The 22,918-nt window shown below is 60.0% G+C and carries 22 protein-coding genes; 8 read left to right on the plus strand and 14 right to left on the minus strand.

Annotated features, from left to right (window positions below; genetic code table 11):
* The first annotated feature begins 88 nt into the window (after positions 1–88).
* From HMPREF9371_RS03570 to erpA, 4 genes are all read left to right on the plus strand, one after another.
* On the plus strand, positions 89–421 hold the full coding sequence (locus tag HMPREF9371_RS03570) for a DUF2185 domain-containing protein (RefSeq protein WP_009118536.1): 333 nt from the start codon (positions 89–91) through the stop codon (positions 419–421).
* Between the two features lie 115 nt (positions 422–536).
* Positions 537–1,004 carry a 6,7-dimethyl-8-ribityllumazine synthase gene (gene ribH, locus HMPREF9371_RS03575; protein ID WP_040660109.1) on the plus strand — a complete coding sequence of 156 codons (468 nt, stop codon included), beginning with the start codon at positions 537–539 and terminating at the stop codon, positions 1,002–1,004.
* Between the two features lie 24 nt (positions 1,005–1,028).
* Positions 1,029–1,469: a transcription antitermination factor NusB gene (gene nusB, locus HMPREF9371_RS03580; protein WP_009118538.1), complete on the plus strand. Its 441-nt coding sequence runs from the start codon at positions 1,029–1,031 to the stop codon at positions 1,467–1,469.
* A gap of 198 nt (positions 1,470–1,667) precedes the next feature.
* Positions 1,668–2,012 (plus strand): iron-sulfur cluster insertion protein ErpA, encoded by a 345-nt coding sequence (erpA, locus tag HMPREF9371_RS03585; RefSeq protein ID WP_009118539.1) that lies wholly within the window; start codon positions 1,668–1,670, stop codon positions 2,010–2,012.
* A gap of 76 nt (positions 2,013–2,088) precedes the next feature.
* Here the strand turns inward: erpA and HMPREF9371_RS03590 are convergent, their stop codons facing one another.
* From HMPREF9371_RS03590 to HMPREF9371_RS03615, 6 genes are all read right to left on the minus strand, one after another.
* Positions 2,089–3,444, minus strand: coding sequence for a DUF58 domain-containing protein (locus tag HMPREF9371_RS03590; RefSeq protein ID WP_009118540.1), 1,356 nt, complete (start codon positions 3,442–3,444; stop codon positions 2,089–2,091).
* Positions 3,445–3,453: 9 nt separating this feature from the next.
* Positions 3,454–4,458 carry an AAA family ATPase gene (locus HMPREF9371_RS03595; protein ID WP_009118541.1) on the minus strand — a complete coding sequence of 335 codons (1,005 nt, stop codon included), beginning with the start codon at positions 4,456–4,458 and terminating at the stop codon, positions 3,454–3,456.
* A gap of 96 nt (positions 4,459–4,554) precedes the next feature.
* Positions 4,555–5,904 carry a DUF4350 domain-containing protein gene (locus HMPREF9371_RS03600; protein WP_009118542.1) on the minus strand — a complete coding sequence of 450 codons (1,350 nt, stop codon included), beginning with the start codon at positions 5,902–5,904 and terminating at the stop codon, positions 4,555–4,557.
* On the minus strand, positions 5,901–7,442 hold the full coding sequence (locus tag HMPREF9371_RS03605) for a DUF4129 domain-containing protein (protein WP_009118543.1): 1,542 nt from the start codon (positions 7,440–7,442) through the stop codon (positions 5,901–5,903). Before HMPREF9371_RS03605 ends, HMPREF9371_RS03600 begins: the two co-directional genes overlap by 4 nt.
* Positions 7,439–8,431 (minus strand): stage II sporulation protein M, encoded by a 993-nt coding sequence (locus HMPREF9371_RS03610; protein ID WP_009118544.1) that lies wholly within the window; start codon positions 8,429–8,431, stop codon positions 7,439–7,441. The genes HMPREF9371_RS03605 and HMPREF9371_RS03610 overlap by 4 nt, the downstream gene beginning before the upstream one ends.
* The gene (locus HMPREF9371_RS03615; protein WP_009118545.1) at positions 8,428–9,180 is read right to left on the minus strand and encodes an RDD family protein; all 753 of its coding nucleotides are present in this window, start codon (positions 9,178–9,180) and stop codon (positions 8,428–8,430) included. Before HMPREF9371_RS03615 ends, HMPREF9371_RS03610 begins: the two co-directional genes overlap by 4 nt.
* A gap of 229 nt (positions 9,181–9,409) precedes the next feature.
* Between HMPREF9371_RS03615 and HMPREF9371_RS03620 the strand changes: the two genes are divergently transcribed.
* Together HMPREF9371_RS03620 and HMPREF9371_RS03625 are read left to right on the plus strand one after the other, a co-directional pair.
* Complete coding sequence (locus HMPREF9371_RS03620; protein WP_009118546.1) at positions 9,410–10,174, plus strand: FKBP-type peptidyl-prolyl cis-trans isomerase; 765 nt, start codon at positions 9,410–9,412, stop codon at positions 10,172–10,174.
* Positions 10,175–10,247: 73 nt separating this feature from the next.
* Complete coding sequence (locus tag HMPREF9371_RS03625) at positions 10,248–11,192, plus strand: asparaginase (protein ID WP_009118547.1); 945 nt, start codon at positions 10,248–10,250, stop codon at positions 11,190–11,192.
* A gap of 275 nt (positions 11,193–11,467) precedes the next feature.
* On the opposite strand, the gene HMPREF9371_RS03630 is transcribed toward HMPREF9371_RS03625, so the two are convergent.
* The 4 genes from HMPREF9371_RS03630 to HMPREF9371_RS03645 form a co-directional block, all read right to left on the minus strand.
* Positions 11,468–12,757 carry an NAD(P)/FAD-dependent oxidoreductase gene (locus HMPREF9371_RS03630; protein WP_009118548.1) on the minus strand — a complete coding sequence of 430 codons (1,290 nt, stop codon included), beginning with the start codon at positions 12,755–12,757 and terminating at the stop codon, positions 11,468–11,470.
* Positions 12,758–12,852: 95 nt separating this feature from the next.
* On the minus strand, positions 12,853–13,779 hold the full coding sequence (locus HMPREF9371_RS03635; RefSeq protein WP_009118549.1) for an ABC transporter permease: 927 nt from the start codon (positions 13,777–13,779) through the stop codon (positions 12,853–12,855).
* Positions 13,742–14,716, minus strand: coding sequence for an ABC transporter permease subunit (locus HMPREF9371_RS03640; protein WP_009118550.1), 975 nt, complete (start codon positions 14,714–14,716; stop codon positions 13,742–13,744). The genes HMPREF9371_RS03635 and HMPREF9371_RS03640 overlap by 38 nt, the downstream gene beginning before the upstream one ends.
* A 19-nt stretch (positions 14,717–14,735) precedes the next feature.
* The gene (locus tag HMPREF9371_RS03645) at positions 14,736–15,866 is read right to left on the minus strand and encodes an ABC transporter ATP-binding protein (RefSeq protein ID WP_040660113.1); all 1,131 of its coding nucleotides are present in this window, start codon (positions 15,864–15,866) and stop codon (positions 14,736–14,738) included.
* Between the two features lie 322 nt (positions 15,867–16,188).
* On the opposite strand from HMPREF9371_RS03645, the gene coaBC reads away from it, so the two are divergent.
* Positions 16,189–17,376, plus strand: a complete 1,188-nt coding sequence (coaBC, locus tag HMPREF9371_RS03650) for a bifunctional phosphopantothenoylcysteine decarboxylase/phosphopantothenate--cysteine ligase CoaBC (protein WP_009118552.1) — start codon at positions 16,189–16,191, stop codon at positions 17,374–17,376.
* A gap of 92 nt (positions 17,377–17,468) precedes the next feature.
* Here coaBC and HMPREF9371_RS03655 read toward each other — a convergent pair whose 3' ends face one another.
* Positions 17,469–18,164 (minus strand): Bax inhibitor-1 family protein, encoded by a 696-nt coding sequence (locus HMPREF9371_RS03655; protein ID WP_009118553.1) that lies wholly within the window; start codon positions 18,162–18,164, stop codon positions 17,469–17,471.
* 236 nt (positions 18,165–18,400) lie between these two features.
* Between HMPREF9371_RS03655 and aroE the strand changes: the two genes are divergently transcribed.
* Positions 18,401–19,213, plus strand: coding sequence for a shikimate dehydrogenase (gene aroE / locus HMPREF9371_RS03660; RefSeq protein WP_009118554.1), 813 nt, complete (start codon positions 18,401–18,403; stop codon positions 19,211–19,213).
* A gap of 350 nt (positions 19,214–19,563) precedes the next feature.
* Here aroE and tgt read toward each other — a convergent pair whose 3' ends face one another.
* The 3 genes from tgt to HMPREF9371_RS03675 all read right to left on the minus strand — a co-directional run bounded on the left by tgt (position 19,564) and on the right by HMPREF9371_RS03675 (position 22,855).
* Positions 19,564–20,679, minus strand: a complete 1,116-nt coding sequence (tgt, locus tag HMPREF9371_RS03665) for a tRNA guanosine(34) transglycosylase Tgt (RefSeq protein ID WP_040660748.1) — start codon at positions 20,677–20,679, stop codon at positions 19,564–19,566.
* A 111-nt stretch (positions 20,680–20,790) separates the two neighbouring features.
* Positions 20,791–21,321 (minus strand): thermonuclease family protein, encoded by a 531-nt coding sequence (locus HMPREF9371_RS03670; protein WP_009118557.1) that lies wholly within the window; start codon positions 21,319–21,321, stop codon positions 20,791–20,793.
* A gap of 130 nt (positions 21,322–21,451) precedes the next feature.
* Positions 21,452–22,855 carry an MFS transporter gene (locus HMPREF9371_RS03675; protein ID WP_040660750.1) on the minus strand — a complete coding sequence of 468 codons (1,404 nt, stop codon included), beginning with the start codon at positions 22,853–22,855 and terminating at the stop codon, positions 21,452–21,454.
* Positions 22,856–22,918: the final 63 nt, after the last annotated feature.

Raw genomic sequence — 22,918 nt, forward strand, 5'->3', positions numbered from 1 at the left:
CGAATTTCTACAGTACACCTCTCGCCCGCCGTTTGGTGTAGAATTCGGCCCCTTGTCTGTTCAAACTGCTTCCCACTGCTCCCCCCTCATGAATCCCTTTGCCCAAGCCCTTTCCGCCGCCCTCGGCCGCTGCATCGCCAGCAAAGAAATCAGCGAACACGGCCGCCGCATCGGCTTTCTCTACCGCGAAACGCCGGTGTTCGAGCAAGACAGCGGTTGGCGCTTTTTCGCCGGCGACGAAAGCGACGAATACGCCGCCGACCCCGATAATTTCGCCGTCTGCAGCATGGCCGACATCAGCGAACGCCATCCGGACATCCAGCCCCTGCTGCAGGAAGCAGAAGGCGCTTGGGAATGGAGCGAAGCCGAAAACGGCTTTGTTCCCGCCCCCGACTGGCAACCGCAATCATCCCGCCCGTAGGCTTTCAGGTAGCCTCACCGCCCTCCCTTTCATCCATCCGACAAACGGCGGCGATGCCGGGCGTCTCGAGTCCGGCACGAGCCATCCACCCCATTTCCATTTGCAAGGAACCCGCATGAACATCATTTCTCCCGACCACGACGGCACCAGCCTGCGCATCGGCATCGTACAAGCCCGCTTCTCCAATGAAATCGGCAGCGCCATGCTGACCGTGTGCACCGAAAAACTCATCGCCCTCGGCGTGGCCGAAGCCGACATCACCGTGGCCACCGTGCCCGGCGCCTTAGAAGTGCCTTTGGTGCTGCAAAACATGGCCGCTTCCGGCGATTACGACGCCCTCATTGCCTTGGGCGCCGTCATCCGCGGCGAAACCTACCACTTCGAGCTGGTTTCCAACGAATCGGGCGCCGGCGTGAGCCGGGTCGGCCTCGACTTCAACATCCCGATTGCCAACGCCATTCTCACCACCGAAAACGACGAGCAGGCCCACGCACGCATCCGCGAAAAAGCCGACGATGCCGCGGTGGTGGCGGTGGAATGCGCCAATCTGGTCAACCGCCTGAGCCAAAACTTCCCCGCCTGATGCCCGCCCTGCCGAGGACACGTCATGAAAACCAATAAAACCCCGCGCCGCCGCGCCCGCGAATACGTGGTGCAGGCGCTGTACCAAACCGCGCTCAACAGCAGCCCCGCGCCCGAAGCGGCCAAAAACATTCGCGAAAACGAACACTTCGCCAAAGCCGACGATGCCTTGTTTACCAACGTCTTCTTCGGCGCCCATCAGGCACAGCGCGAACTGATGCAGACCATGCGTCCCCTGCTCGACCGCGACGAAAAAGACCTCAACCCCATCGAGCGCGCCGTGCTGCTGATGGCCGCCTACGAGCTGCGCGAGATGCCGGAAACGCCTTATCCGGTGATCATCAACGAAGCCATCGAAGTCACCAAAACCTTCGGCGGCACCGATAGCCACAAATTTATCAACGGCATCCTCGACAAGCTGGCTGCCCAATGGCGTCCCAACGACCCCAAACGCCAGCAACGCTGAAAAACCATCCAACGCAACAACAGGCTACCTGAAAGCGAACCCACGCTTTCAGGTAGCCTGTTTCAACCTTCAACACCGACCATGGCTGGCCCCTTTAAGAAACACAAACCGCCCTTATCTGGCCAGCATCCCCGCAGACTTGCCCCCGCCTTCGGTTTGGGCGACAATTCTGCACCCACACACTGAAAAGGAATCACCATGTCCACCCCAGACGAAAGCCCCATCATCTTTACCGAAAGCTGCTGCACCAAAGTGGCCGATTTGATTGCGGAAGAAAACAATCCCGATCTGAAACTGCGCGTTTTTGTGAACGGCGGCGGCTGTTCGGGTTTCCAATACGGATTCACTTTCGACGAAATCACCAACGACGACGACTTCCAAATTGAAAAAAACGGCCTGGTCTTTCTCATCGACCCCATGAGCTATCAATATCTGGTGGGCGCGGAAATCGACTACACCGAAAGCCTGCACGGCTCGCAATTTGTCATCCGCAACCCGAATGCCGCCACCACTTGCGGCTGCGGCTCCTCATTCTCGGTTTAAGCCCAATACGACAAAAACCGCTTATCTGAAACGATCAGATAAGCGGTTTTCTATATCGCCAAAACACAGCAGCAGGCTACCAGGCCTGACGCCGTTTCAGCTGCAAATAGCGGTTGATCAACTCGGTGCTCAGCTGGCTGGGCAGCACATGCACGGCGTGGATGCGGGCGATGTCGAATTTTCGGATTGCTTCGGCCGTGTGCCGCTCATACTGCAAGGCACCCAGATAAGATAAAGCGTCTTCTTCAACCCGCAACGGGGTGCGGCGGACCTGCTCCGGCGCCTGCGGGCGCAGACCGCCGAACAACACCATATGGTGTTTGCGCAGGCGTTGGATGTGCTGCATCAAATGCCGGTCGTCATCATGATTGAGGTGGGAAAGCACCACCACCAAAGCACGGCGCTTCTGCTTTTGCAGCAACAGATTGACCGCGTTTTCAAAATCGGCCGCCTGCTGGGAAGGCTCGATGTCGAACACGCCCTGCACCAAACGCCCCAGCTGCTCCATGCCTTTGTGCGGCGGCACAAAACGGCTCTCGGCATGGGCAAAAGTGAGCAGGCCGACTGCATCCCCGTGCTTCAGCGCGGTGTAGGAGAGCAGCAGCATGGCCTGCAGGGCATGGTCGAAATGGCTTTTGCCTTCCATCTGCAAGCGCATATTGCGCCCGCAATCGAGCAGGAAAATCAGCTGCTGGTCTTGTTCGTCCTGATAAGTGCGCACAATCGGCCGGCTCATACGGGAGGTGGCTTTCCAGTCGATGTTGCGGATGTCGTCGCCGTCTTGGTAATCGCGCAGTTGGTGGAAGTCCTGCCCCAAACCGCGGCGCGGCAGTTTTTTCACCCCCACCAGATTCAGCCAGCGCTGCAGGCCGATCAAATCGGCGCCGAGAATACGGCTGAAATCAGGCAACACGGCGGCTTTGGCCGATTCGGGATCGGCCACCTGCCGGCGGTATTTGCGCTGCCACAAACCCAAAGGGCTGTTCAGCCAATACTCCACGCCCTGAAAAACGGCATGGCCGCGCCGGCGCGGGGTGAGATGGTAACGCACGGTGCTGATGCGGCCGGGCAAAGTGTCCAACACCAATTCGGGCGTATCGGTGTCCCAATCGGGCGGAAACAGATCGGCCAACAGCAGGTTTTGCGGCCGCCGCCACAGACCCTTTTCCGGCGGAATGAAGCTGATTTCCACCGTGTGCGGACGGCCTTGGATAAACTGATGCGGCAGCTGGCGCTCAATCACGGGGGCGGGATGGCGGCGGCCCATGAAAGCGTCGGCCAGCGCGGCCAAGGCCAACAACCCGCCGCCGATGCCGCAGCCGCGGGCCAGCCAGCGGCCCGCGTCTTGGTTCAGGTAGCCTAAAATCACGCCGGCCACGGCCACCGCCGCCAAGGCGGCCGCCAGCGCCACCAGCAGTTTGGAAGGTCTCATCGGCGGGCCTTACAGTCTCGGCGCGGGCACGGAAGCGGCCAATTCGTTCAGCACCTGCTCCACCTCGATGCCTTCCATCTCCATCTGGGTGGAAAGGCGCACGCGGTGGCGCATGGCGGGCAGCCAGATGGCTTTGATGTCGTCAGGCGTCACATAGTCGCGGTCGGCAATCAGGGCGTAGGCGCGGGCGCAGCTGATCAGGGCAATGCCGGCGCGCGGCCCCGCGCCAACCGACAGCGCCGGCCAATCGCGGGTGGCGGTGACCAAGCGCACGGCGTAGTCGATGATTTGCGGATCCACCGCCACTTGGGTCACTAGCTTCTGCAGCTGCTCGATTTGGCCAGGCTGGAACACATGGCGCGGTTGGTTGTCGTTCAGAATATCGTTGCCCTGGCTGTTGATCACGGCCGACACCATGCGCGCTTCGTCTTGCGGGTTCGGGTAGCCGATCAGCACCTTGAACATAAAGCGGTCGAGCTGGGCTTCGGGCAGCGGATAAGTGCCTTCCTGCTCAATCGGGTTTTGGGTGGCCAACACCATAAACGGGCGCGGCAGCGGATGGGTGTGGCCGTCCAGCGTCACGCTGCGCTCCTGCATCACTTCCAACAACGCGGATTGGGTTTTCGCCGGTGCGCGGTTGATTTCGTCGGCCAGCAACAGGTGGGTGAACACCGGGCCTTGACGCAACTCGAAACGGTTGTTGTGGGCATCGTAGCGGTAGTGGCCGGTAACGTCGGAGGGCATCAGGTCGGGCGTGAACTGGATGCGGCGGAATTCGCCGGCAAAGGTTTGCGCCAAGGAGCGCACCAGCAGGGTTTTGCCCACGCCGGGCACGCCTTCGAGCAACACGTGGCCGCCGGCCAGAAACACGGTCAGCACTTCGTCCACCACCCGCGCCTGGCCGATCAGCACCTCGTTGAGGCGCTGGCGCAGCACTTGAACGGCACGGACGCCCTGCTGCATGGCGGGCGAGGCGGGGGCCTGGGCCGGCCGGGAAAGATTGATGTCCGTCATCGAGTCATCCTTTTTGAAAATCCAATCATCACATTCATCACAGGGGCGGGCTTTTCAGGTAGCCTGCAGGCTACCTGAAAAGCGTTTACCGGCTCGTTAATACCAAGACTGCGGCAGATGGCGCATGATCCGTTGGTGGCTGTCGAGCATGGCCAGCCATTCGGCACGGCTGACGCGCTCGGGCAGTTTTTTTAGCCACGGTTCCACCACTTTCGGCGGCAGCTGAGTTTGGCGGCACAACAGCGCCACTTGGCTGTGCAGCGGCATCTTCTGCCAGCCGGGGTGGCGGCGGTGGAGCTGGGTAAGCAGCTCACGCTGCAAGTCTTTCAAAATCGCCTCGCGCGACAAATGGCGGCTGAGGAAGCGGCCTTGTGCCAGCAGATGCTGATTCAGGTAGCGTTCCGGCGCCGGCGGCAAGATGCGCACCACGCCGACGCGGGCCGCAATCCGCCACAACAGCACGCCGCCCATCAGCAACAGCAGCAATACCGCTGCCGGCTGCGCCAGCAACAGCTTCAGCCATATCGGCTGGTGCAGCGGCGGCTGGGCGCTGCGCAAACGCTGCACTAGCCACACTTTATCCGCATCCTCCGCCAGATAGGCGGCCAAATAAGCGTGGTCATACAGATTGAGGCTGGCTTCGTCCCACATCGGCACTTGCGGGTTTTCCAGCCAATCCAAGTCACTGCTCAGCACCACGCTGCCGTTACCGTGGCGCAAGGCCACCAGCTGCGAACCGTTTTGCGACTCTCCCCGAAACCAAACCGAGCTGTTTTGCTGCGGCACATAGCGGGTGCCGTCCCAATCGTTTTCACTCGGCAAAACGTGCAGCGTGCCGCCCTCGGGCAGACGGATGCGGTTAAGGCGGTAACTGCAGGAACGGATTTCGAGGCGCTGGGTTTGCTCATCCATGGCATCGCGCGCCACCGCGCGGGCTGCTTCCAAGCGCCGCTGCATATCGGCACGGCAGGCCGGCTCGATCGCCACCCGCTGTTTGTCGCTGTCTTCCTGCTCCAGCTCCTGCCCGGCTTGCGCTTTCACGCGCAGGCTGTCGGTCAGCACGCGGGCGAAATGGTCGGCATCCCCGGTATCGGTTTCGTAGTGGCGCAGGCGCAAGACCACGTGGTTGCCGCGCGCCACCCAAGCCAGCAGGTCTTGCGCATCTTCGCGGGTGCCCAAATCGTGCTGCGCCACCACCATCAGCTGGTTGTCGCCGTAGGCTTTGCTCCAGCCGGTCAGCACCCTGGCCGACTCCACCTCCAGCTCGGAATCGTAAGCCTGCAACAGCCGCTTGAGGCCGTAAAACGAGCCCTCTTTCACCGCCGCCTGTTGATCCATTTCCTTCCAGTCGCGCCGGCTTTCGGTCACCAGATTGGCCGCCACCAACGCCGCGCCGGCCAGCAACACCAACAACAGCCCCAATCCTATTTTTTTCGCCCGGCTCATGCGCCCCCTTTCCCTGCCGCCGGCAGGCTACCTGAAAGCGGCGCGCGCCCCAATACTGCGCGGTATTGCCGGCACAATTCGTGCACGGTTTCGCGCGCCGGCTGACGGTGGGCATAAGCCAGCGCCACCCAATTGTCGGTAAGCAGCCGCCAGTAATCCAGCAACTGCGGCTGGCGCTGGCGCACCCTTTTGAGCACCTGGCCTTCGGTGTCGCTCGCCCGCAGCGGCAGGCCGTAGCGGTAGCCCACTTGGGAGAGGCTGGCGCGATACAGCAGGCTCAACGCCGCACGCGGGTCGCGCTCGTATTCGGCCAACACCGCCGCAGCCACATCGTCCGGCAGGCTTTCCGGCGTAATCTTCATGCCGAACAGGGTTTCCGGCACTTCCTCGCCGCCGTGCCGATAGAAACCGCCGTTTTCGCGATACCAGCGCAGCAGCAACCACAGCACCACGGCCAACAGCAACCCCACCAGGGCATACATCACCGCATTAAACCAGGCCGGCGCTTGCCGGCCCGGCTGCTTGTCCCAAGACAAAGACGGCGGACGGCCGCTGCTTTTATCGCAACTGCGCCAGCAATATTCGGTTTCCTCGCCGATATGCGGAAACGGCGGCCGGTTCAACACCTGCTCGCGCACCTGCTCCACCTGCTGCCGGTCGGGCAGGTTTTTCGCTTCCAGGCTACCTGAAAAGCCGATGCCCAACAGCACCGCCAGCAACACGCCCCACAAAGCCGAACGCGATCCGGCCAGCCGCTCTTGGATTTTGCGCGCCGCCAAGCGGATGTCCCAGCCTTCGGCACGGGTACGGGTGTTCAGATACAGCGTAAAGCCGCAGGCGGTAAACAGCGGGCCCCAAAAGCAGAGCAACAGCGCATAAGCCGCGTTGAGCACATGGGCGAACAGGCGGCCTTCGTCCTGATCAAACATCCGCTCCAACTCCTCCAAAGTGGCCATGGCGCGCAGATTGCTGAAAGGATGGCCCACCACGTTTTCGGCCGGGTTGTCGAACCACAGCCAAAACACCGCCACTAACAGCCCGTAGGCCACAATCATTTCGAAATGGATGCCGAAAAAGCCCAGCCAGGCCGCAGACGCCCCGCTCTGGCGCGACAATTCATTGCAGCGCCGCTGGTGCGCCTTACCGCTCAAACCCTCCAACATGGTCACCGGCAGCACCAGCGTACGGCGGAAACTGAGCCGCCGCCAAGTCAGATCGCCCAACAGTCGCGGGCGGAACAGCCGTTTCCAACCCAAGCGCACGCATTCGCGGTAAGACGGCGGCGCCTCAAACACCTGCTGCGACATCACGGCCAAAATCGGCCCTTCAAACAGCGGCTTCAGCCACCAAATCAGCACACCGGCCAGGAACGGGTTTTGCCACAACACGGCCGTCAACACCAAATAAAGCGGCAGCGAAAAGGTGGCCCACAAACCCATATACAGAAACGGACGTTCCTGAAACAGGCGCGTGCCCAAATCTAAGGCTTCCCAATTGCTGCGCGGGCGGAAATTGAGGCGGGCTTCCCAAATATTCATGCCGCACCTCCCGCCCCTTTGCGGCCGGCAAACAGCAGGTAAGCATACACCAAGAGCCACAAGACGGCCGCCACCGCATATTTCAGCCACATCGGAATACTGGTGAGCGGCGACCAGAATCCTTCAATCAAGGCCGCAATAAACAGCATCAAAAACGCTCCGTTCATCAGCATCACCGCCTGTTTGCCCTGAATGCGCAAGGCATCGCGGCGCGACAAGCCTTGCGGCCTCAACAAGGCCGCACCCAAGCGCAAACCGCCGGCAGCGGCCAGCACAATACCGGTCAATTCAAACGCGCCGTGGGCGCCGACAAACGAAAAAAAGGCCGGCCCGGCGGGCTGATGCACCATATAGCCCATCGCCCCGCCGATCACCCAGCCGTTGAATACCGTCACATACACCGTGCCCAAACCGAACAAAATGCCGCTGCCGAAGCTCTGAAAGGCAATGCTGATGTTGTTCCACACATAATAGGCAAACATGACCCAATTTTGCCAAGCCTCGCGGTTGGTGCGGTCCTCATACTGCTGGCGCATTTCTTCATAAGCTTCGGCCAAACCTTCGCCGCCGCCCAAGCCGGCCACTTTATCGCTGCTCTCGGGCAGAAAGGCCACCAGCAGAAACGCCGCCATCAGCGGCACATAAAACAAAGCATGCGCCAACCACACCAGCTTCTTCTCGGCCCGCACCGCCTGCGGGAAATCGCGCCGCACAAAAGCGGAAAAACGGGCGGCCAGCGACGTTTTCTGGCTGCTGTACAAAACCTGATGCGCCCGTTCGCACAAATACTGCAAATAGTCGGTCAGGCCGCCGGAGTAATGACGGTCGTTCGCCAGCGCCAGATGGTGGCAGACGGTGCGGTAATCCTGCATAAAAGCCGTGATTTTAGCCGGCGCCGGGGTGACGCGTTTACTCTCGAATTGCTGCAAATCCTGCTCGAAAGCCTGCCAAAACGGACGGTGTTGCTCTTCGAAAAACAACTGTCTCACACCGCATCCTTTCTTTCTTCACCGGCATAATATTTGGCCAAACCCAACAACAGGCGCTCGGCATCGGCCTCTTCGCGGCCGAAAATCGACAGGGCCATCATCTGTGCCAACTCCTCGGTGCGCGCACGGGTAAGGAAACGGCGGCGCTCCACAAAGCTCAATACGGCCTGCTGCTCTTCGCGGGCCAGCGCCACCGGAGGCGGTAGCGCCTCTACTTCGCCCAAATCCAGCCGCTCGATTTTGCCGCGGGTTTTGTCCACATACACCACCACGGTGGAAGCCAATAAATCGCCCAAACGACGGCCGTGCGGATTGCTCAGCGCCACCGTCATGCCCACGCCGTAGAAAAAAGGCAGCGCGTCAAACAGGCGTAACAGATTGCGCAACAGCGAGGCCGACCAGCTCACTTGGGTGCCGTTGTCGTTGACCACTTTCAAACCGAAGATTTTTTTACCCGGCGTCTGCCCGTTCCACATCACTTCAAACAACACGGAATACAGCCAGGTTACAAAAAACAGGTTCAGCAGCATGAAAAAAATAAATATATGCTGTCCTGTCTCGGTGAAGCCCAACATCGAAACCAAAAAAGAAGTGGAAACCACAAACCACAGCACACGGATCAGCAAATCCACCGCATAGGCGCGGGCGCGGGCAAACACAGATGCCGGCCGCAGATAGATGTCCACCGCCTCCGGCGTTTCCACCTTCAGCAAAGTATCTAAACGGTGATGGGAAGAAAATTCAGACATGGGGCGCGTTTTTCGTCAACACAGTGGCAAAACAAAGCGGGCAAACGGCGTGCACTTTGCACCAAAGCCGAAGATTTGACAAGCCCGCCGCGCCCGCTGCAGGCTACCTGAAAACCCGCCCGGCCTCGCCATGCAGGCAAAACCTTAATTCGGGTAAAACCATTTGAAAAAGCCGCGGCAACTGTGCTGTAATCGCGATCTTTACATTTCAGCCTTTACAGGACAGTTCATGAAACACACCGCCCGTCTCGGCCTGCTGGCCGCCGCCCTGCTGGCCTTGAGCGCCTGCAACCAACCAGCCTCCACTTCCGCCGGCGCTTCCGCACCGGCTACCGCCTCCGCACCCGCCGCTTCCGCGCCGGCCGCCGGTTTGGATACCGATGCACAAAAAGCCAGCTACCTGATGGGCTACGAAATCGGCGCTTCCGTTCAGGAAATGAAGAAAAACGGCTTGGAAGTGGAACAAAGCGCCTTCATCACCGGCCTGAACGCCGCCTTGGCCAGCGAACCGATGGCATTCTCCGAAGAAGAAGCGCTGGCCATCATGCAAAAATTCCAAGAAGACCAAATGGCCAAACTGCAAAACCGCCAACAGGAAGCCGCCAAAGACAACGTGACCAAAGGCCAAGCCTTCCTAAATGAAAACAAAGCCAAAGCAGGCGTGAAAACCACCGCCTCCGGCCTGCAGTACAGCGTAAAAACCGAAGGCAGCGGCAAGCAACCCAAAGCCACCGACACCGTAACCGTCCACTACGAAGGCCGCCTGATCGACGGCACCGTATTCGACAGCTCCATCAAACGCGGACAGCCCGCCAGCTTCGCCCTCAACCAAGTCATCAAAGGCTGGACCGAAGGCCTGCAGCTGATGAAAGAAGGCGGCGAATACACCTTCTACATCCCCGCCGAGCTGGCCTACGGCGAACAGGGCAACCCCAGCATTCCGCCTAACTCCGTATTGATTTTCGACGTACGGCTGATCAAAGTCGGCCAATAAGCCGCCCCACGCCATCAGGCTACCTGAACAGTTTCAGGTAGCCTGATTCTTCATCATCTCCCCTGTTCCTGACATGAAACGCATCTTCGTTTTATATACCGGCGGCACCATCGGCATGCGGCAAACGCCCAACGGCCTTGCCCCCGACACCGCCTTGGTCGAAACCGCCCTGACGCCCTTCGGCCGCCGCGCCCGCTTCCACTGGCACGTTTGCCAGCCGCTTATCGACAGTTCCGCCCTCTCCCCCGCACACTGGGCCGAATGGCTGCAGATTCTCGAGCATGCCCTGCCCGGCTGCGACGGCATCCTGCTCTTGCACGGCACCGACACCCTGGCCTATACCGCCAACCTGTTGGCACTCGCTTTCGACAACCAACACAAACCCGTCGTTCTCACCGGCTCGCAACAGCCCTACAGCCAAACCGGCAGCGACGCCCCGCACAATCTGCACACCGCCGTGTCCGCCCTCCTGCGCCCAGACGTGCACGAAACCCTGATCGCCTTCAACGGTAAACTTTTTCCTGCCGTCGGCAGCAGCAAGTGCAGCACCGAAACCGCCGCCGGCTTCCATAACCTGCACTTCGGCAGCTGGCAACCCAGCCGGTCGGCCGTCTCGCTCGGCCCACTGCCGAGGCAGTTTGATCCGAACATCTGCGTCGGCCACCACTGGCTGGTGCCCGGCTGCAACAGCGCCATGACCGCCCACAGCCTCAGCCACTTCCCGCAACAGGCCGCCGTGCTGCACAGCTACGGACACGGCAACGCCCCTGCCGACGAAGCCCTGCTCGCCGCCGTCCGCCGCTTCACCCGTGAACACCTGCTGCTCAACATCAGCCAGGTTCCCCACGGCCGTGCCGATAGCAGCTATGCCCAAAGCAGTCCGCTAACGGCCGCCGGCGCTTTGGCCGGCGGCCGCTGCAACACCGAAACCGCCACCGTGCTGATGATGCTAGCCGCCGCCAACCGCTGGCAACCGGCCGATCTGCTACAGGCCTTAGACCGGCTCAGTTTGCGCTAAGCGCTGTGGTCAGCAGGCTTGCGCAGCGGTTTTCTGAGGAATCATCCGCAGATGCCGGGTAGACTCGAAAAGGTGTTTTGAGGCGCTAAGCCTATCAAACAGGTCGGCGGCATTTCCCTTATCCCGCAGAGGCGGCGCTGCGGGCAGCGGGAGGCAGGGGCCTGTTGTTGCCTATATCCGGCATGCTTGGGTAAGCAAATCGCTGAAAGCGCCTATTTATGGCGCTTTCAGCGATTTTTATTGGCTCTAGAATCATGAGTCGGCTTGCCAAACGGTCATAACAAATCCAAAAACCGATGCCAAGCCAAACCGGCCATTTGCGCAGGCTGTCGCAATATACCGCCGGGAAAGGCGCGGTGGGCGATGGATTCAAATACCTGCCAGCGCTGCTCCCGCCCGAGAATGGCCTCGCTGCACACTTGGCCGGCCAAGCCGGTCAGCGCCACACCGTGGCCGGAAAAGCCCTGCAACAGATACAGCTCCGGCCCGATGCGGCGGAAATCCGGGGCACGGTTCATGCTGATGTCCACACGACCGCCCCACACAAAATCGATGTTCACCTCGGCCAGCTGCGGAAACACTTTCAGCATGTCCTGCCTCATGCTGCGGCGCAGGGTTTCGGCGTCCGGCTCGGCCTGACGGTAGTTCACTTTGCCGCCGAACAGCAAGCGGCCATCGGCACTTTTGCGGTAATAGTCGAGCACGTAGCGGGTGTCGCAGGCGGCGATGTTGCCGGGCAGAATATCGCCGTTCCACTCGCCCAAAGGCTCGGTGGCGATCACATAAGTGCCCACCGGCAATATATAACGGCTGCGGTATTGATCGGCTGCGGCAAAACCGAAACGGACCGGGAAGGTGTTTACCGCCAACACCACATGCTGCGCCACCACGCTGCCTTGCGGGGTCTCCACCCGCCACAGGCCTTCCTGCCGCCTCAGCTTGACGGCGGGCGTTTGCTCGAATAGCAGCGCGCCCTGCCCGGCGGCAGCTTTGGCCAGGCCGAGGGTGTAGTTGAGCGGATGCAGGTGGCCAGAATCGGTGTCGTAAAGGGCGCCGCAATAGCGGTTGCTGCCGATGTGGCGGCACACTTCGCCATGGTCCCATTCGGTATAGCCGTGATAGCCGTAGCGTTGCGCGGCGGTGTCGCGCCACTGCTGCAGGGCCGCCATGTGCTGCGGCTTCACGGCCACCGTGGCATAGCCGCGCTGCCAATCGCAGTCGATGGCGTAACGGCGGACGCGCTGTTCGACCAAATCCACTGCTTCGCCGCTCCACTGCCACAAATCGCCCGCCCGCTCGGCACCCAGCAGCTGCTCCAGCTTGTCCATGCCGCAGGCGTAATCCTGAATCACCTGGCCGCCGTTGCGGCCGGAAGCGCCGAAGCCGATGTGTTTGGCTTCGAGCAACACGGCGCGGGTGTCGGCTTCAGCCAAGGACAGCGCGGTACACACGCCGGCCAAACCCCCGCCGATGATGCAGGTGTCGGTTTCGATGTCGTCCATAAGCGGCGGATAGCGGTCGGGATAGACGCAGCTGGCGGCGTAATAGGAATCGGCGGGCTTCATGGACGTCCTCCTGAATGGCAATCTGTGGGTTTCAGGTAGCCTATCGGGCTACCTGAAAAAACACAACGCCGCACACGGCGGCGTTGCAGGCTGAATCAAGAACGGGTTTGCGCAGCGGCTTCGGCAGCCGCTTGCCGGTAGGCTTGGGCGGTTTCGCGCTCGCGCTTGGTAATCTGCCGCATCATCAGATAATTGCCGGCGACCACCAAGGTGCCGACCACGGCGATCAAGATGGTGGCCAATACGTTCATCTGCGGGTCCAAACCTAAGCGGATTTTCGAAAAAATCAACTGCGGCAAGGTGGTGTAACCGGGGCCGGAAAGGAAGGAGGTAATCACCAAGTCGTCCATCGACAGGGTAACCGACAGCAGAAAGCCCGAGGCGATGGCCGGCGCAATCAGCGGCAGGGTAATCACCCAGAAAATCTTCCACGGCTTGGCGCCCAAATCTTTGGCCGCTTCTTCCAGCGACTGGTCCAACTCGGCCAGACGGGCGCGGATCACCACCGTTACATAGGCCATGCACAGCGTGGTGTGGCCCAGCCAAATGGTAAACCAGCCGCGCTCGAACTGCAGCCAGGAAACGGCTGCACCCTGCAACAGCGATTGCACTTGGTAAATCAGCATCACCACCGAGAGGCCGGTGATGATGTCGGGCATCACCATCGGCGCCGACACCATGCCGGCAAACAGAGTGCTGCCTTTGAAATGCTTGATGCGGGCCAAGGCATAGCCGGCCATGGTGCCCAGCACCACGGCGGCGAAGGCGGAAATCAGGGCGATGCGCACCGAGAGCCACACCGCATCCAGAATTTCGCGGTTGGCCAACAGGCGGCCGTACCATTGGGTGGAGAAACCGCCCCACACGGTTACCAAGCGCGATTCGTTAAAAGAATACACCACCAGCATCACGAGCGGGATATACAGGAAAGCCAAACCCAACAACAGCGAGGCTTTCAAAAACAGCGATGAGAAAGACAGCCTTTTAGCCACGGCCCACTCCTTCCAACTGACGGGTTTCATAATGGTGGAACAGCGCAATCGGTACCACCAGCAGCAAGACCATGATCACGGCCAGCGCGGAAGCCAGCGGCCAGTTGTTTTGGGCGAAGAATGCCTGCCACAACACTTTGCCGATCATCAGGTTTTCCGGCCCGCCCACCAGCTCGGGAATCACAAATTCGCCCACTGCGGGAATAAACACCAGCATGGAGCCGGCGATGATGCCGCTTTTCGACAAAGGCAGCGTGATGGTGAGGAAAGATTTGATGGGGCCCGCGCCCAAATCGGCAGAGGCCTCCAACAGGCGCAAATCCATTTTCAGCAGCTGGGTGTAGAGCGGCAGAATCATAAACGGCAGATAGGTGTACACCATCACCAGATTCAGCGAGAAGGCGTTGTAAAACATATCCAGGGGCTGGCTGATGATGCCGGCCTGCAGCAGCATATTGTTGATGATGCCGTTCTGGCCGAGCAGGCCCATCCAGGCGTACACCCGCAACAATAACGAAGTCCAAAACGGCAGCATGATCGCCAACAGCAGCACATTGCGCCATTTTTCGCCGGAGCGCGCAATCGCATAGGCCACCGGATAACCCACCAAAAGACAGATCAGGGTGGTGGTGAGCGCGGTCATGATGGAAGACAGATAAATCCGCACATACAGATTGCTGCCTTTTTCCTCGGTAAACGGGTTCAGCTCCAGCCACAGCGAAGACCAGAAATTGTCGAAAATATCGGCATAGTTCATATAGCTGAGCGCCACATTCACGCGGCCGAAATCTTCGTCCACCGTATAGAGCGGCGTATAGGGCGGAATGGCGATTGCCTGTTCGGCCACGCTGATTTTCAGCACAATGAAAAACGGGATCAGAAACAGCACCAGCAGCCACAGATAGGGAATGCCGATCACCAGCCCCTGACCGGGCTTGAACTTGGTTTTCAAATCGTTCCACTTCATGTTCAGGTAGCCTTATCGGTTAGCGGGTGAGCGGTACGGGCTGGTTGGCCGGCCAGCTCAGGTACACGGTTTCTTCCCAAGTGGGCGGCGTTTCGTTTTGCAGATACCAGCGCGAAGACGGCACCTGGCTCTTGATGATGCGGCCGCTGGGCAGGCGCACGTGGTAGATGGCAAAGCTGCCCAGATAGGCGATTTCCTCCACCGTGCCGGCGGCGCGGTTGTGCTCGCCCAAGCCGGCCGGCGGCGCTTTGTGCATATTGATGTCTTCGGGACGGATGCTCACCCACACGGTTTGGTCTTCCGGGCCGGTGATGCCGTGGTCAAGCAAGATGCGGTGCTCCAACTCGCCGCAGGCAATCTCAGCGTGGTCGGCTTCGTCCACCACCACCTTGCCTTCGAAAATATTGGTTTCGCCGATGAATTCGGCAGTGAAGCGGCTGTTGGGGAAATCGTAAATTTCGCTGGGCGTGCCCACCTGCTGCAACTGGCCTTCCGACATGATCGCAATGCGGGTGGCCATGGTCATCGCCTCTTCCTGATCGTGGGTCACCATGATGCAGGTCACGCCCACTTCTTCCAGCGTGTTCACCAATTCGAGCTGGGTTTGCTGACGCAATTTTTTGTCCAAAGCGCCCAAAGGCTCGTCGAGCAGCAGCAGCTTGGGCCGTTTGGCCAGCGAACGGGCCAGCGCCACGCGCTGCTGTTGGCCGCCCGACAATTGGTGCGGCTTGCGCTTGGCGTATTTGCTCATCTGCACCAGGCGCAGCATTTCTTCCACCCGGGCGGCAATTTCCTCTTTCGGCATTTTGTCCTGCTTCAAGCCGAAGGCGATGTTCTGCTCCACCGTCATGTGCGGGAACAGCGCATAGCTTTGGAACATCATATTGATGGGGCGTTCGTAAGGCGCGAGATGGGTGATGTCTTGTCCGTCGAGAATGATTTTGCCCTGAGTCGGGGTTTCCATGCCGGCCAGCATGCGCAGCAGCGTAGATTTGCCGCTGCCCGAGCTGCCCAACAACGCAAAAATTTCATGCTTGTCGATACTCAAATCCACGTGATCGACCGCGTATTGGTCGCCAAAGGTTTTCACCAAGCCCTGAATCTGCAGATACGGGGCGGCTTGGGTAGCACCGGAATGTTTTTCGGTCATGGTGGCATGGGCTCCATTGTGGGTGAAGTCGGTGAACGCAAACAGCAAACGGCGGCACGTTCCGCCTTTACATTGCATAACAAAGAAGGGATTGTATTAGAGCCGCCCCCTCAGGGCAATGCCCAGAAGCCATCTGACTGCTTTTTTCTGCCGCTCCAGCAGCTCATTCCGCCCAGGTATGGACATTAAATGACCGAAATCCGCCCTTGCGGCAATGACATCTCTTTTCAGGTAGCCCGAATATCTCGCCCGACAAGGCGGCTGCATCCCAAGCACCTTAGTGATACCATGCCGCCTTTCTTCATCTCATTCCCCCACGCCCATGACCGCCAAACACATTCTGCTCGGCATCAGCGGCGGCATCGCCGCCTACAAATCCTGCGAACTCGTACGCCTGCTGAAAAAACAGGGCCACACCGTCAGCGTGGCCATGAGCCGCGCCGCCGCCGAATTCGTTTCTCCGCTCACCTTCCAGGCCTTGAGCGGCCAACCCGTGCTCACCGACACCCACGACAACCGCCACGAAGGCAACGGCATGGCCCACATCAACCTCAGCCGCCGCGCCGACCTGATGCTGATCGCGCCGGCCAGCGCCAATACCCTGGCCAAAATCGCCCACGGCATTGCCGACAATCTGCTGACCAATTTGGCCGCCGCCCGCAACTGCCCGCTGGCGGTCGCTCCCGCCATGAACGTGGAAATGTGGCACAACCCGGCCAACCAAAGAAACATCGCCCGGCTGCAACAAGACGGCATCACCGTGATCCAACCGCAATACGGCGAACAGGCTTGCGGCGAAACCGGCGTGGGCCGTATGCCCGAGGCGGCCGAACTGGCCGAGCTGATTCCCGATCTGTGGACGCCGAAAACCCTGGCCGGCAAGCGCGTGTTGCTGACCGCCGGCGCCACCTTCGAAGCCATCGACCCCGTGCGCGGCATCACCAACCTCTCCAGCGGCCAAATGGGCGTGGCACTGGCCCGCGCCTGCCGCGCCGCCGGCGCCGAAGTTACCCTGATACACGGCCAGCTTCAGGTAGCCTTACCCGCCGGCTTGGCCGAAACCGTACGCGCCGACAGCGCCGACGACATGTTTGCCGCCGTGCACCAACGAATTGCCGGCTGCGACGTCTTCATCAGCGTGGCCGCGGTGGCCGACTATAAGGTCGGCAACCGCAGCGCGCAAAAACTGAAAAAAGACGGCTCCGGCCGGCCGCCGGTGATCGAGCTGACCGAAAACCCGGACATTCTGGCCAGCGTGGCCGCCCTGCCCCACGCCCCCTACTGCGTCGGCTTTGCTGCCGAAAGCGAACGCGTGGTGGAATACGCACGCGCCAAACGGCTGAAAAAAGGCATCCCGCTGATTATCGCCAACCAAGTGGCCCAAACCATGGGCAAAACCGTCAACCAAGTGACCCTCATCAGCGAACATCGGGAAACCGCCCTGCCCGAAATGAGCAAGTCCGACACCGCCGCCGCCATTGTGGCCGAACTGGGCAAGCTGTTGCCTTAGTCCGCCGCCGATAAAGGGGATAAAAAAACCGCAGGCTACCTGAAACCTTTCAGGTAGCCTGCGGACCTATTGGCAATGGCTAAAGCGGCAAATTAATCCTCGCCGGCAAAAGACAACAGAATGTTGAGCAGGCTGCTGAAGATGTTGTAAATGGCCACAAACAAAGTCAGCGCCGCGCTGATGTGGCTGTCTTCGCCGCCTTCAATCACCATGCGTACCTGCAGCATGATCAAAGCCGAGCTCACCAGCACAAACAAAGCGGATACGGTCAGCGCCAGTGCCGGCACTTGCACGAAGAAACCGGCTACCATGGCAATGATGGCCACCACAAAGCCGATGGTCACAAAACGGGCCAGGCTGCTGGTTTGGATGGCGGAAGTTTTCGCCAGCGCCGCCATGGTCAGGAACACGGCCGCGGTCATCACGGCGGCGATGCCCACCAACTCGATGCCGTTGCTCAAAGCGAGGCTGTAGTTGAGAATCGGGCCGAGGGTAAAGCCCAGACCGAAGGTGAGCACCATCAGCAGGGCGGCACCCACATTGCTGTAACGGTTTTTCTCAATCAGAAAACTCATGCCGTAGAAAAAGGCAAAGAAAACAGCCAAGGCAATCCAGCGATTGCCGACAAAGCTGTAAATGCTCAGGCCGGTGCTCATGGCGGTAAACGCGCCGGCGGCGGCAGGAATGAAAGACAAACCGAGCAGACCGTAGGTTTTGCGCAGCACGGTGTTTTGTGCGGAAACGCTGCGGCCGGCTTCGGTGTAGTCGTAAGCATTACGCGGTTGCATAAAGGCTCCTTTTAATATGTGGTTACAGAGTTATTGGAATGAAACAGTTTTGATGAGAGCAAGCTCTAAACAGGGACGGGATTGTAACAGCAAATCCGCCACTTGCGTGAAAAACCGCAACAGACCGGCAAATGGTGGCGCTTGCGCTTTTTGCAAGCCGCCCGTGTTGTTTTTTCAGGTAGCCTCCCGGCCGGCAATGGCGCATAATCCGCGCTTTGCCAGCCTTCGGAACCGCCATGTCCGCCCCTCTTTACGCCGTTTTCGGCAACCCCGTTGCCCACAGCCGCTCGCCGCTGATCCACCAAATGTTTGCCCGTCAGGAAGGCACCGCCATCCGTTACGAACGCATTCTGGCCGAACCCGGTGCGTTCGGGCAGGCCGCCGCCGACTTTTTTGCCGCCGGCGGGCAGGGCGCAAACGTTACCGTGCCGTTCAAAACCGATGCCTGCCATTGGGCCGACAGCCTTTCCGAACGCGCCCGCGCCGCCGGCGCGGTCAATACCCTGATCAAACAGGCCGACGGCCGCATCACGGGCGACAACACCGACGGCGCCGGCCTGTTGCGCGACATCACCGCCAATCTTCAGGTAGCCTTGGCCGGCAAACGCCTGCTGCTGCTCGGCGCCGGCGGGGCCGCCCGCGGTGTGATGCTGCCGCTGCAGCAGGCCGGCCCGGCTTCGCTGACGGTGGCCAACCGCACCGCCGGCAAAGCGCAGGAATTGGCCGAAGCGTTCGGCGCCCAAGCCTGTCCGCTGGCCGACCTGCCCGCCGGCGGCTTCGATGTGGTGATCAACGCCACTTCCGGCGGCCTCAGCGGCGAGCTGCCGGCAATTGCCCCTGCCGTGCTGTCGGCCTGCGAACTGGCTTACGACATGGTGTACGCCGCCGAGCCCACTGCTTTTCTGCGCTTCGCCGAACAGGCCGGTGCCCGCCGCGGCGCCGACGGCTTGGGCATGCTGGTGGAACAGGCCGCCGAATCTTATTATTTGTGGCGCGGCTTCCGCCCCGACACCGCTCCTGTGCTGGCCGCCATGCGGGCGAATCCATAGGGCTGTTGACTATACGAAATCAATAAAAATGCCGCTGCTCAGGGAGGAAGCAGCGGCGAAGGGGAAAATGTCTGTCCTTGCAATGGGAAGCAAAGCAAACATAGAGCATTATACTGTAAACCAAACGTTAACCCATTGCTAGCAGACCATTTTTAATCGAAATAACTCTTTGTTAAACATATATTATTTTTAAAAGACAAAATTTTGCCAAACAAAACAAAACAAAACAAAACAAAACAAAACAAAACAAAACAAAACAAAACAAAACAAAACAAAACAAAACAAAACAAAACAAATTTTAACATTTAGGCGATATCATACATCTCTTGGCGGCATACACAGCCGCCTTTTTAATCGCTCCCTCTGGCGCGGTTTTCATGGAATTGCGCCTGCCAATCGGCAAATGTGCCCTGTTCGATGGCCTCGCGCATTTCTTCCATGATCACTTGATAAAAATGCAGATTGTGGATGGTGTTCAATTGCGCGCCCAAAATCTCGCCGGCTTTGTGCAGATGGTAAAGGTAGGCGCGGCTGAAGTTTCGGCAGGTGTAGCAGCTGCAGCTTTCGTCCAGCGGGCGGGTGTCGTGTTTGTGCTTGGCGTTTTTGATTTTGATGTCGCCGAAGCGGGTAAACAGCCAGCCATTGCGGGCGTTGCGGGTGGGCATCACGCAGTCGAACATATCGATGCCGTGCGCCACGCCGTACACCAAATCTTCGGGCGTACCCACGCCCATCAGGTAGTGCGGTTTGTGCTCGGGCAAGATCGGGCCGACCGCGCGCAACATGCGGTACATTTCGGGCTTGGGTTCGCCCACAGAAAGGCCGCCGATGGCCAAGCCGGGGAAATCCAACTCTTCCAAACCGCGCAAAGACTCTTCGCGCAAGTCTTCATACATCGCGCCCTGCACGATGCCGAACAGTGCATTGGGGTTGTTCAAATCTTCAAATGCTTTTTTGGAACGCTCCGCCCAGCGCAGGCTCATTTGCAGCGATTGTCGCGCCTGCTCGTGCGTGGCTTCGCCGGGCGTGCATTCGTCGAGCTGCATGGCGATGTCGGAATTGAGCACGGTTTGGATTTTCATCGAGATTTCCGGCGACAGAAACAGTTTGTCTCCGTTGATCGGGCTTTTGAAGGTGCAGCCTTCTTCGGTGAGCTGGCGCATATCGGACAGCGAAAACACCTGAAAACCGCCCGAATCGGTGAGAATCGGCTTGTTCCAGCCGATAAATTGATGCAGACCGCCGAATTGTTCGATCACGTCCAAACCCGGGCGCAACCATAAGTGATAGGTGTTGCCCAAGATAATCTGCGCTTGGATATCGTGCAGATTCTGCGGCGTCATCGCCTTCACCGAGCCGTAGGTGCCCACCGGCATAAACACCGGCGTCTCGATACTGCCGTGGTTGAGCGTGAGCGTGCCGCGGCGGGCGTGGCCGTCTTTTTTGTGCAGGGTAAATTGAAGCATGGCGGGCGGTTCTTTACGGAAACAAGGCGGCGGATTATAGCGGATTTTGCCGCACCGCGTTTTCAGGTAGCCTGCAGCGGGACACAAACCGCTTCAGATAAAGCCCGGCATTTAGGGGCTGTCTGCCCGCCTCTGCGCCTGACGGCGGCGATATTGCCAAGGCGCTTGCGGACGCAGGCGCTGCCACAAACCGCTGCGCTGCCATCTGGCTTCCTGCTCTGCGGCGGCATAGCGGGCATATTGCTCGGGCGGCTGCCGTCGGGCGGCGCGGCGGCGGTCGTGCCAGGCACAGCCTTCCGCAATCTGGCGCAGATTGGCATCGGCTCCGCCTTGCCAAATGCGGGCCACCTCGCGGCCGTAGCGGTCTTGCGCCACCACTTCGAAGCGCACCTGCCGGTAAAGCAAATGGCCGGCCAAACGGTCGCGGCAGGCACGGCCTTCGGCTTGCTTGATTTCGGGGGCGTCGATGTCGGCCAGGCGGATTTTGCGGCGGCGGCCGTCGGCATCGCGAAGGTGCAGCGTGTCGCCGTCCCACACCCGCACCACCTCGCCCTGCTCCGCCGCCTGCGCCCATACCGGCAGGCAGCAGCAGAGCAGCAAAGCGGCTTTCAGGTAGCCTGAAAGGAAGGGCAGCATCTTCATCGGCTTTCCCTCAGAAGCTGTTCATCATGTTCGTGCGCAACGGTTTTCAATGCACAACCTCAGGGCAAGGCGGAAATAGGCTCAAGAGATTAACCGGACACCCCGCAAGGAAAATTTGGGACCGGCCCGCTCAATTTTGACGCACCAGATTGTCGCCGTCGCTCGGATGCAGGCGGGCAAACACCCAGCTGGCGCAAAACGTGATGCCGCCGATCAACAGAAAGGTGAGGCGGAACGCAATATGGATGCCCGCATCCGCCGGCAAACGGCTGCCGATCACATTCAACAACAAAGCGCCCAAGGCAATGCCGAAACCGATGGCCAACTGTTGGTTTACCGCCATCAGGCTGCTGCCGCTGCCGGCCTGCTGCGGGCGCAAATCGGCAATGGTCAGCGTGTTCATGGCCGAATACTGCAGCGAATTGCACATGCCCAGCGCAAACAGCAGCGGCACCAGCAGCCACAGCGGCGTTTGGGCGGTGGGCAGCGCCAAGGCCATAATCATCAGCCCGATCAGGCGCGTATTCCACACCAGCACCGCACGGTAACCGAAGCGGCGGATAAAGGCCTGGATAAACGGCTTGCTCACCAAGGCCGCCAAGGCCACCGGCGCCAGCAGCCAACCCGCCACGCTGGCGCTGCGGCCGAAGGCTACCTGTAACAGCAAAGGCAGCAGAAACGGCACCGCCGCCATGCCCAAGCGGCAAAACAAATTGCCCAAAATACCCAGACGAAAGGTGCGTACCAACCGAAGCTGCAAGGGATACAGCGCCTGTTCCCCGCCTTCGCGCGCGTGCTGCCAATACAGCCACAAAACCACTCCCCCGAAAACCGCACAGCAAACGGCAAATGGCCCGCGCTGCGGATGGGTGAGTAGTTCCACCGCCAGGCTCAAGCTCACCGCGCCGCTGCCGAACAGCAGAAACCCGTGCACATCGAAACGCGGCACCTGCCCGTTGGGCGCGTAAAAATCCGGCATCAGGCGGCTGATCATCCACAAGCCCGCCAGCCCCACTGGCACATTGATCAAAAAAATCCAATGCCAGCTGGCGTAGTCCACCAGATAGCCGCCCACCAGCGGGCCTAAAATCGGCCCCAGCAAGGCGGGCATGATGACGAAATTCATCACCCCCAAGAGGCGGGTTTTGTCGTAACTGCGCAGCATCACCAGGCGCGGCACCGGTGCCAGCATCGCCCCGCCCATGCCCTGCACCACCCGCGCAGCCACCAACAGGTTGAGACTGGGCGTAATGGCGCAGAGCAGCGAACCGACCACAAACAGCAGCATGGCGGCGGCAAACACTTTTTTGGTGCCGTAGCGGTCGCACAAATAACCGCTCATCGGCATCAGCAAGGCCAGCGTCAGCGCATAGGACACCACCGCCGACTGCATCCGCAACGGCGATTCGTCGAGATCGGCCGCCATGGCGGGGAGCGCGGTATTGAGGATGGTGGCGTCCAGCATCTGCATAAAGATGGACACCGCCAGCAAAATCGGCAGCCAACGCGAGGGCGGGGCAAGGGGAGCGGTCATAAAGAAAGGAGAAAGCGGACGGGCGGGAAAACGAAACGGCGGCAGTCGCGGCAAAACAAATAT

This window comes from Neisseria shayeganii 871 (assembly GCF_000226875.1).
GTDB classification, from domain to species: domain Bacteria; phylum Pseudomonadota; class Gammaproteobacteria; order Burkholderiales; family Neisseriaceae; genus Eikenella; species Eikenella shayeganii.

Bases quoted from the DNA above. Each gene is read 5' to 3' on its own strand.
- HMPREF9371_RS03570 (WP_009118536.1), top strand. From the start codon at position 89: ATGAATCCCTTTGCCCAAGCCCTTTCCGCCGCCCTCGGCCGCTGCATC.
- ribH (WP_040660109.1), top strand. From the start codon at position 537: ATGAACATCATTTCTCCCGACCACGACGGCACCAGCCTGCGCATCGGC.
- nusB (WP_009118538.1), top strand. From the start codon at position 1,029: ATGAAAACCAATAAAACCCCGCGCCGCCGCGCCCGCGAATACGTGGTG.
- erpA (WP_009118539.1), top strand. From the start codon at position 1,668: ATGTCCACCCCAGACGAAAGCCCCATCATCTTTACCGAAAGCTGCTGC.
- HMPREF9371_RS03590 (WP_009118540.1), bottom strand. From the start codon at position 3,444: ATGAGACCTTCCAAACTGCTGGTGGCGCTGGCGGCCGCCTTGGCGGCG.
- HMPREF9371_RS03595 (WP_009118541.1), bottom strand. From the start codon at position 4,458: ATGACGGACATCAATCTTTCCCGGCCGGCCCAGGCCCCCGCCTCGCCC.
- HMPREF9371_RS03600 (WP_009118542.1), bottom strand. From the start codon at position 5,904: ATGAGCCGGGCGAAAAAAATAGGATTGGGGCTGTTGTTGGTGTTGCTG.
- HMPREF9371_RS03605 (WP_009118543.1), bottom strand. From the start codon at position 7,442: ATGAATATTTGGGAAGCCCGCCTCAATTTCCGCCCGCGCAGCAATTGG.
- HMPREF9371_RS03615 (WP_009118545.1), bottom strand. From the start codon at position 9,180: ATGTCTGAATTTTCTTCCCATCACCGTTTAGATACTTTGCTGAAGGTG.
- HMPREF9371_RS03620 (WP_009118546.1), top strand. From the start codon at position 9,410: ATGAAACACACCGCCCGTCTCGGCCTGCTGGCCGCCGCCCTGCTGGCC.
- HMPREF9371_RS03625 (WP_009118547.1), top strand. From the start codon at position 10,248: ATGAAACGCATCTTCGTTTTATATACCGGCGGCACCATCGGCATGCGG.
- HMPREF9371_RS03630 (WP_009118548.1), bottom strand. From the start codon at position 12,757: ATGAAGCCCGCCGATTCCTATTACGCCGCCAGCTGCGTCTATCCCGAC.
- HMPREF9371_RS03635 (WP_009118549.1), bottom strand. From the start codon at position 13,779: ATGAAACCCGTCAGTTGGAAGGAGTGGGCCGTGGCTAAAAGGCTGTCT.
- HMPREF9371_RS03640 (WP_009118550.1), bottom strand. From the start codon at position 14,716: ATGAAGTGGAACGATTTGAAAACCAAGTTCAAGCCCGGTCAGGGGCTG.
- HMPREF9371_RS03645 (WP_040660113.1), bottom strand. From the start codon at position 15,866: ATGACCGAAAAACATTCCGGTGCTACCCAAGCCGCCCCGTATCTGCAG.
- coaBC (WP_009118552.1), top strand. From the start codon at position 16,189: ATGACCGCCAAACACATTCTGCTCGGCATCAGCGGCGGCATCGCCGCC.
- HMPREF9371_RS03655 (WP_009118553.1), bottom strand. From the start codon at position 18,164: ATGCAACCGCGTAATGCTTACGACTACACCGAAGCCGGCCGCAGCGTT.
- aroE (WP_009118554.1), top strand. From the start codon at position 18,401: ATGTCCGCCCCTCTTTACGCCGTTTTCGGCAACCCCGTTGCCCACAGC.
- tgt (WP_040660748.1), bottom strand. From the start codon at position 20,679: ATGCTTCAATTTACCCTGCACAAAAAAGACGGCCACGCCCGCCGCGGC.
- HMPREF9371_RS03670 (WP_009118557.1), bottom strand. From the start codon at position 21,321: ATGAAGATGCTGCCCTTCCTTTCAGGCTACCTGAAAGCCGCTTTGCTG.
- HMPREF9371_RS03675 (WP_040660750.1), bottom strand. From the start codon at position 22,855: ATGACCGCTCCCCTTGCCCCGCCCTCGCGTTGGCTGCCGATTTTGCTG.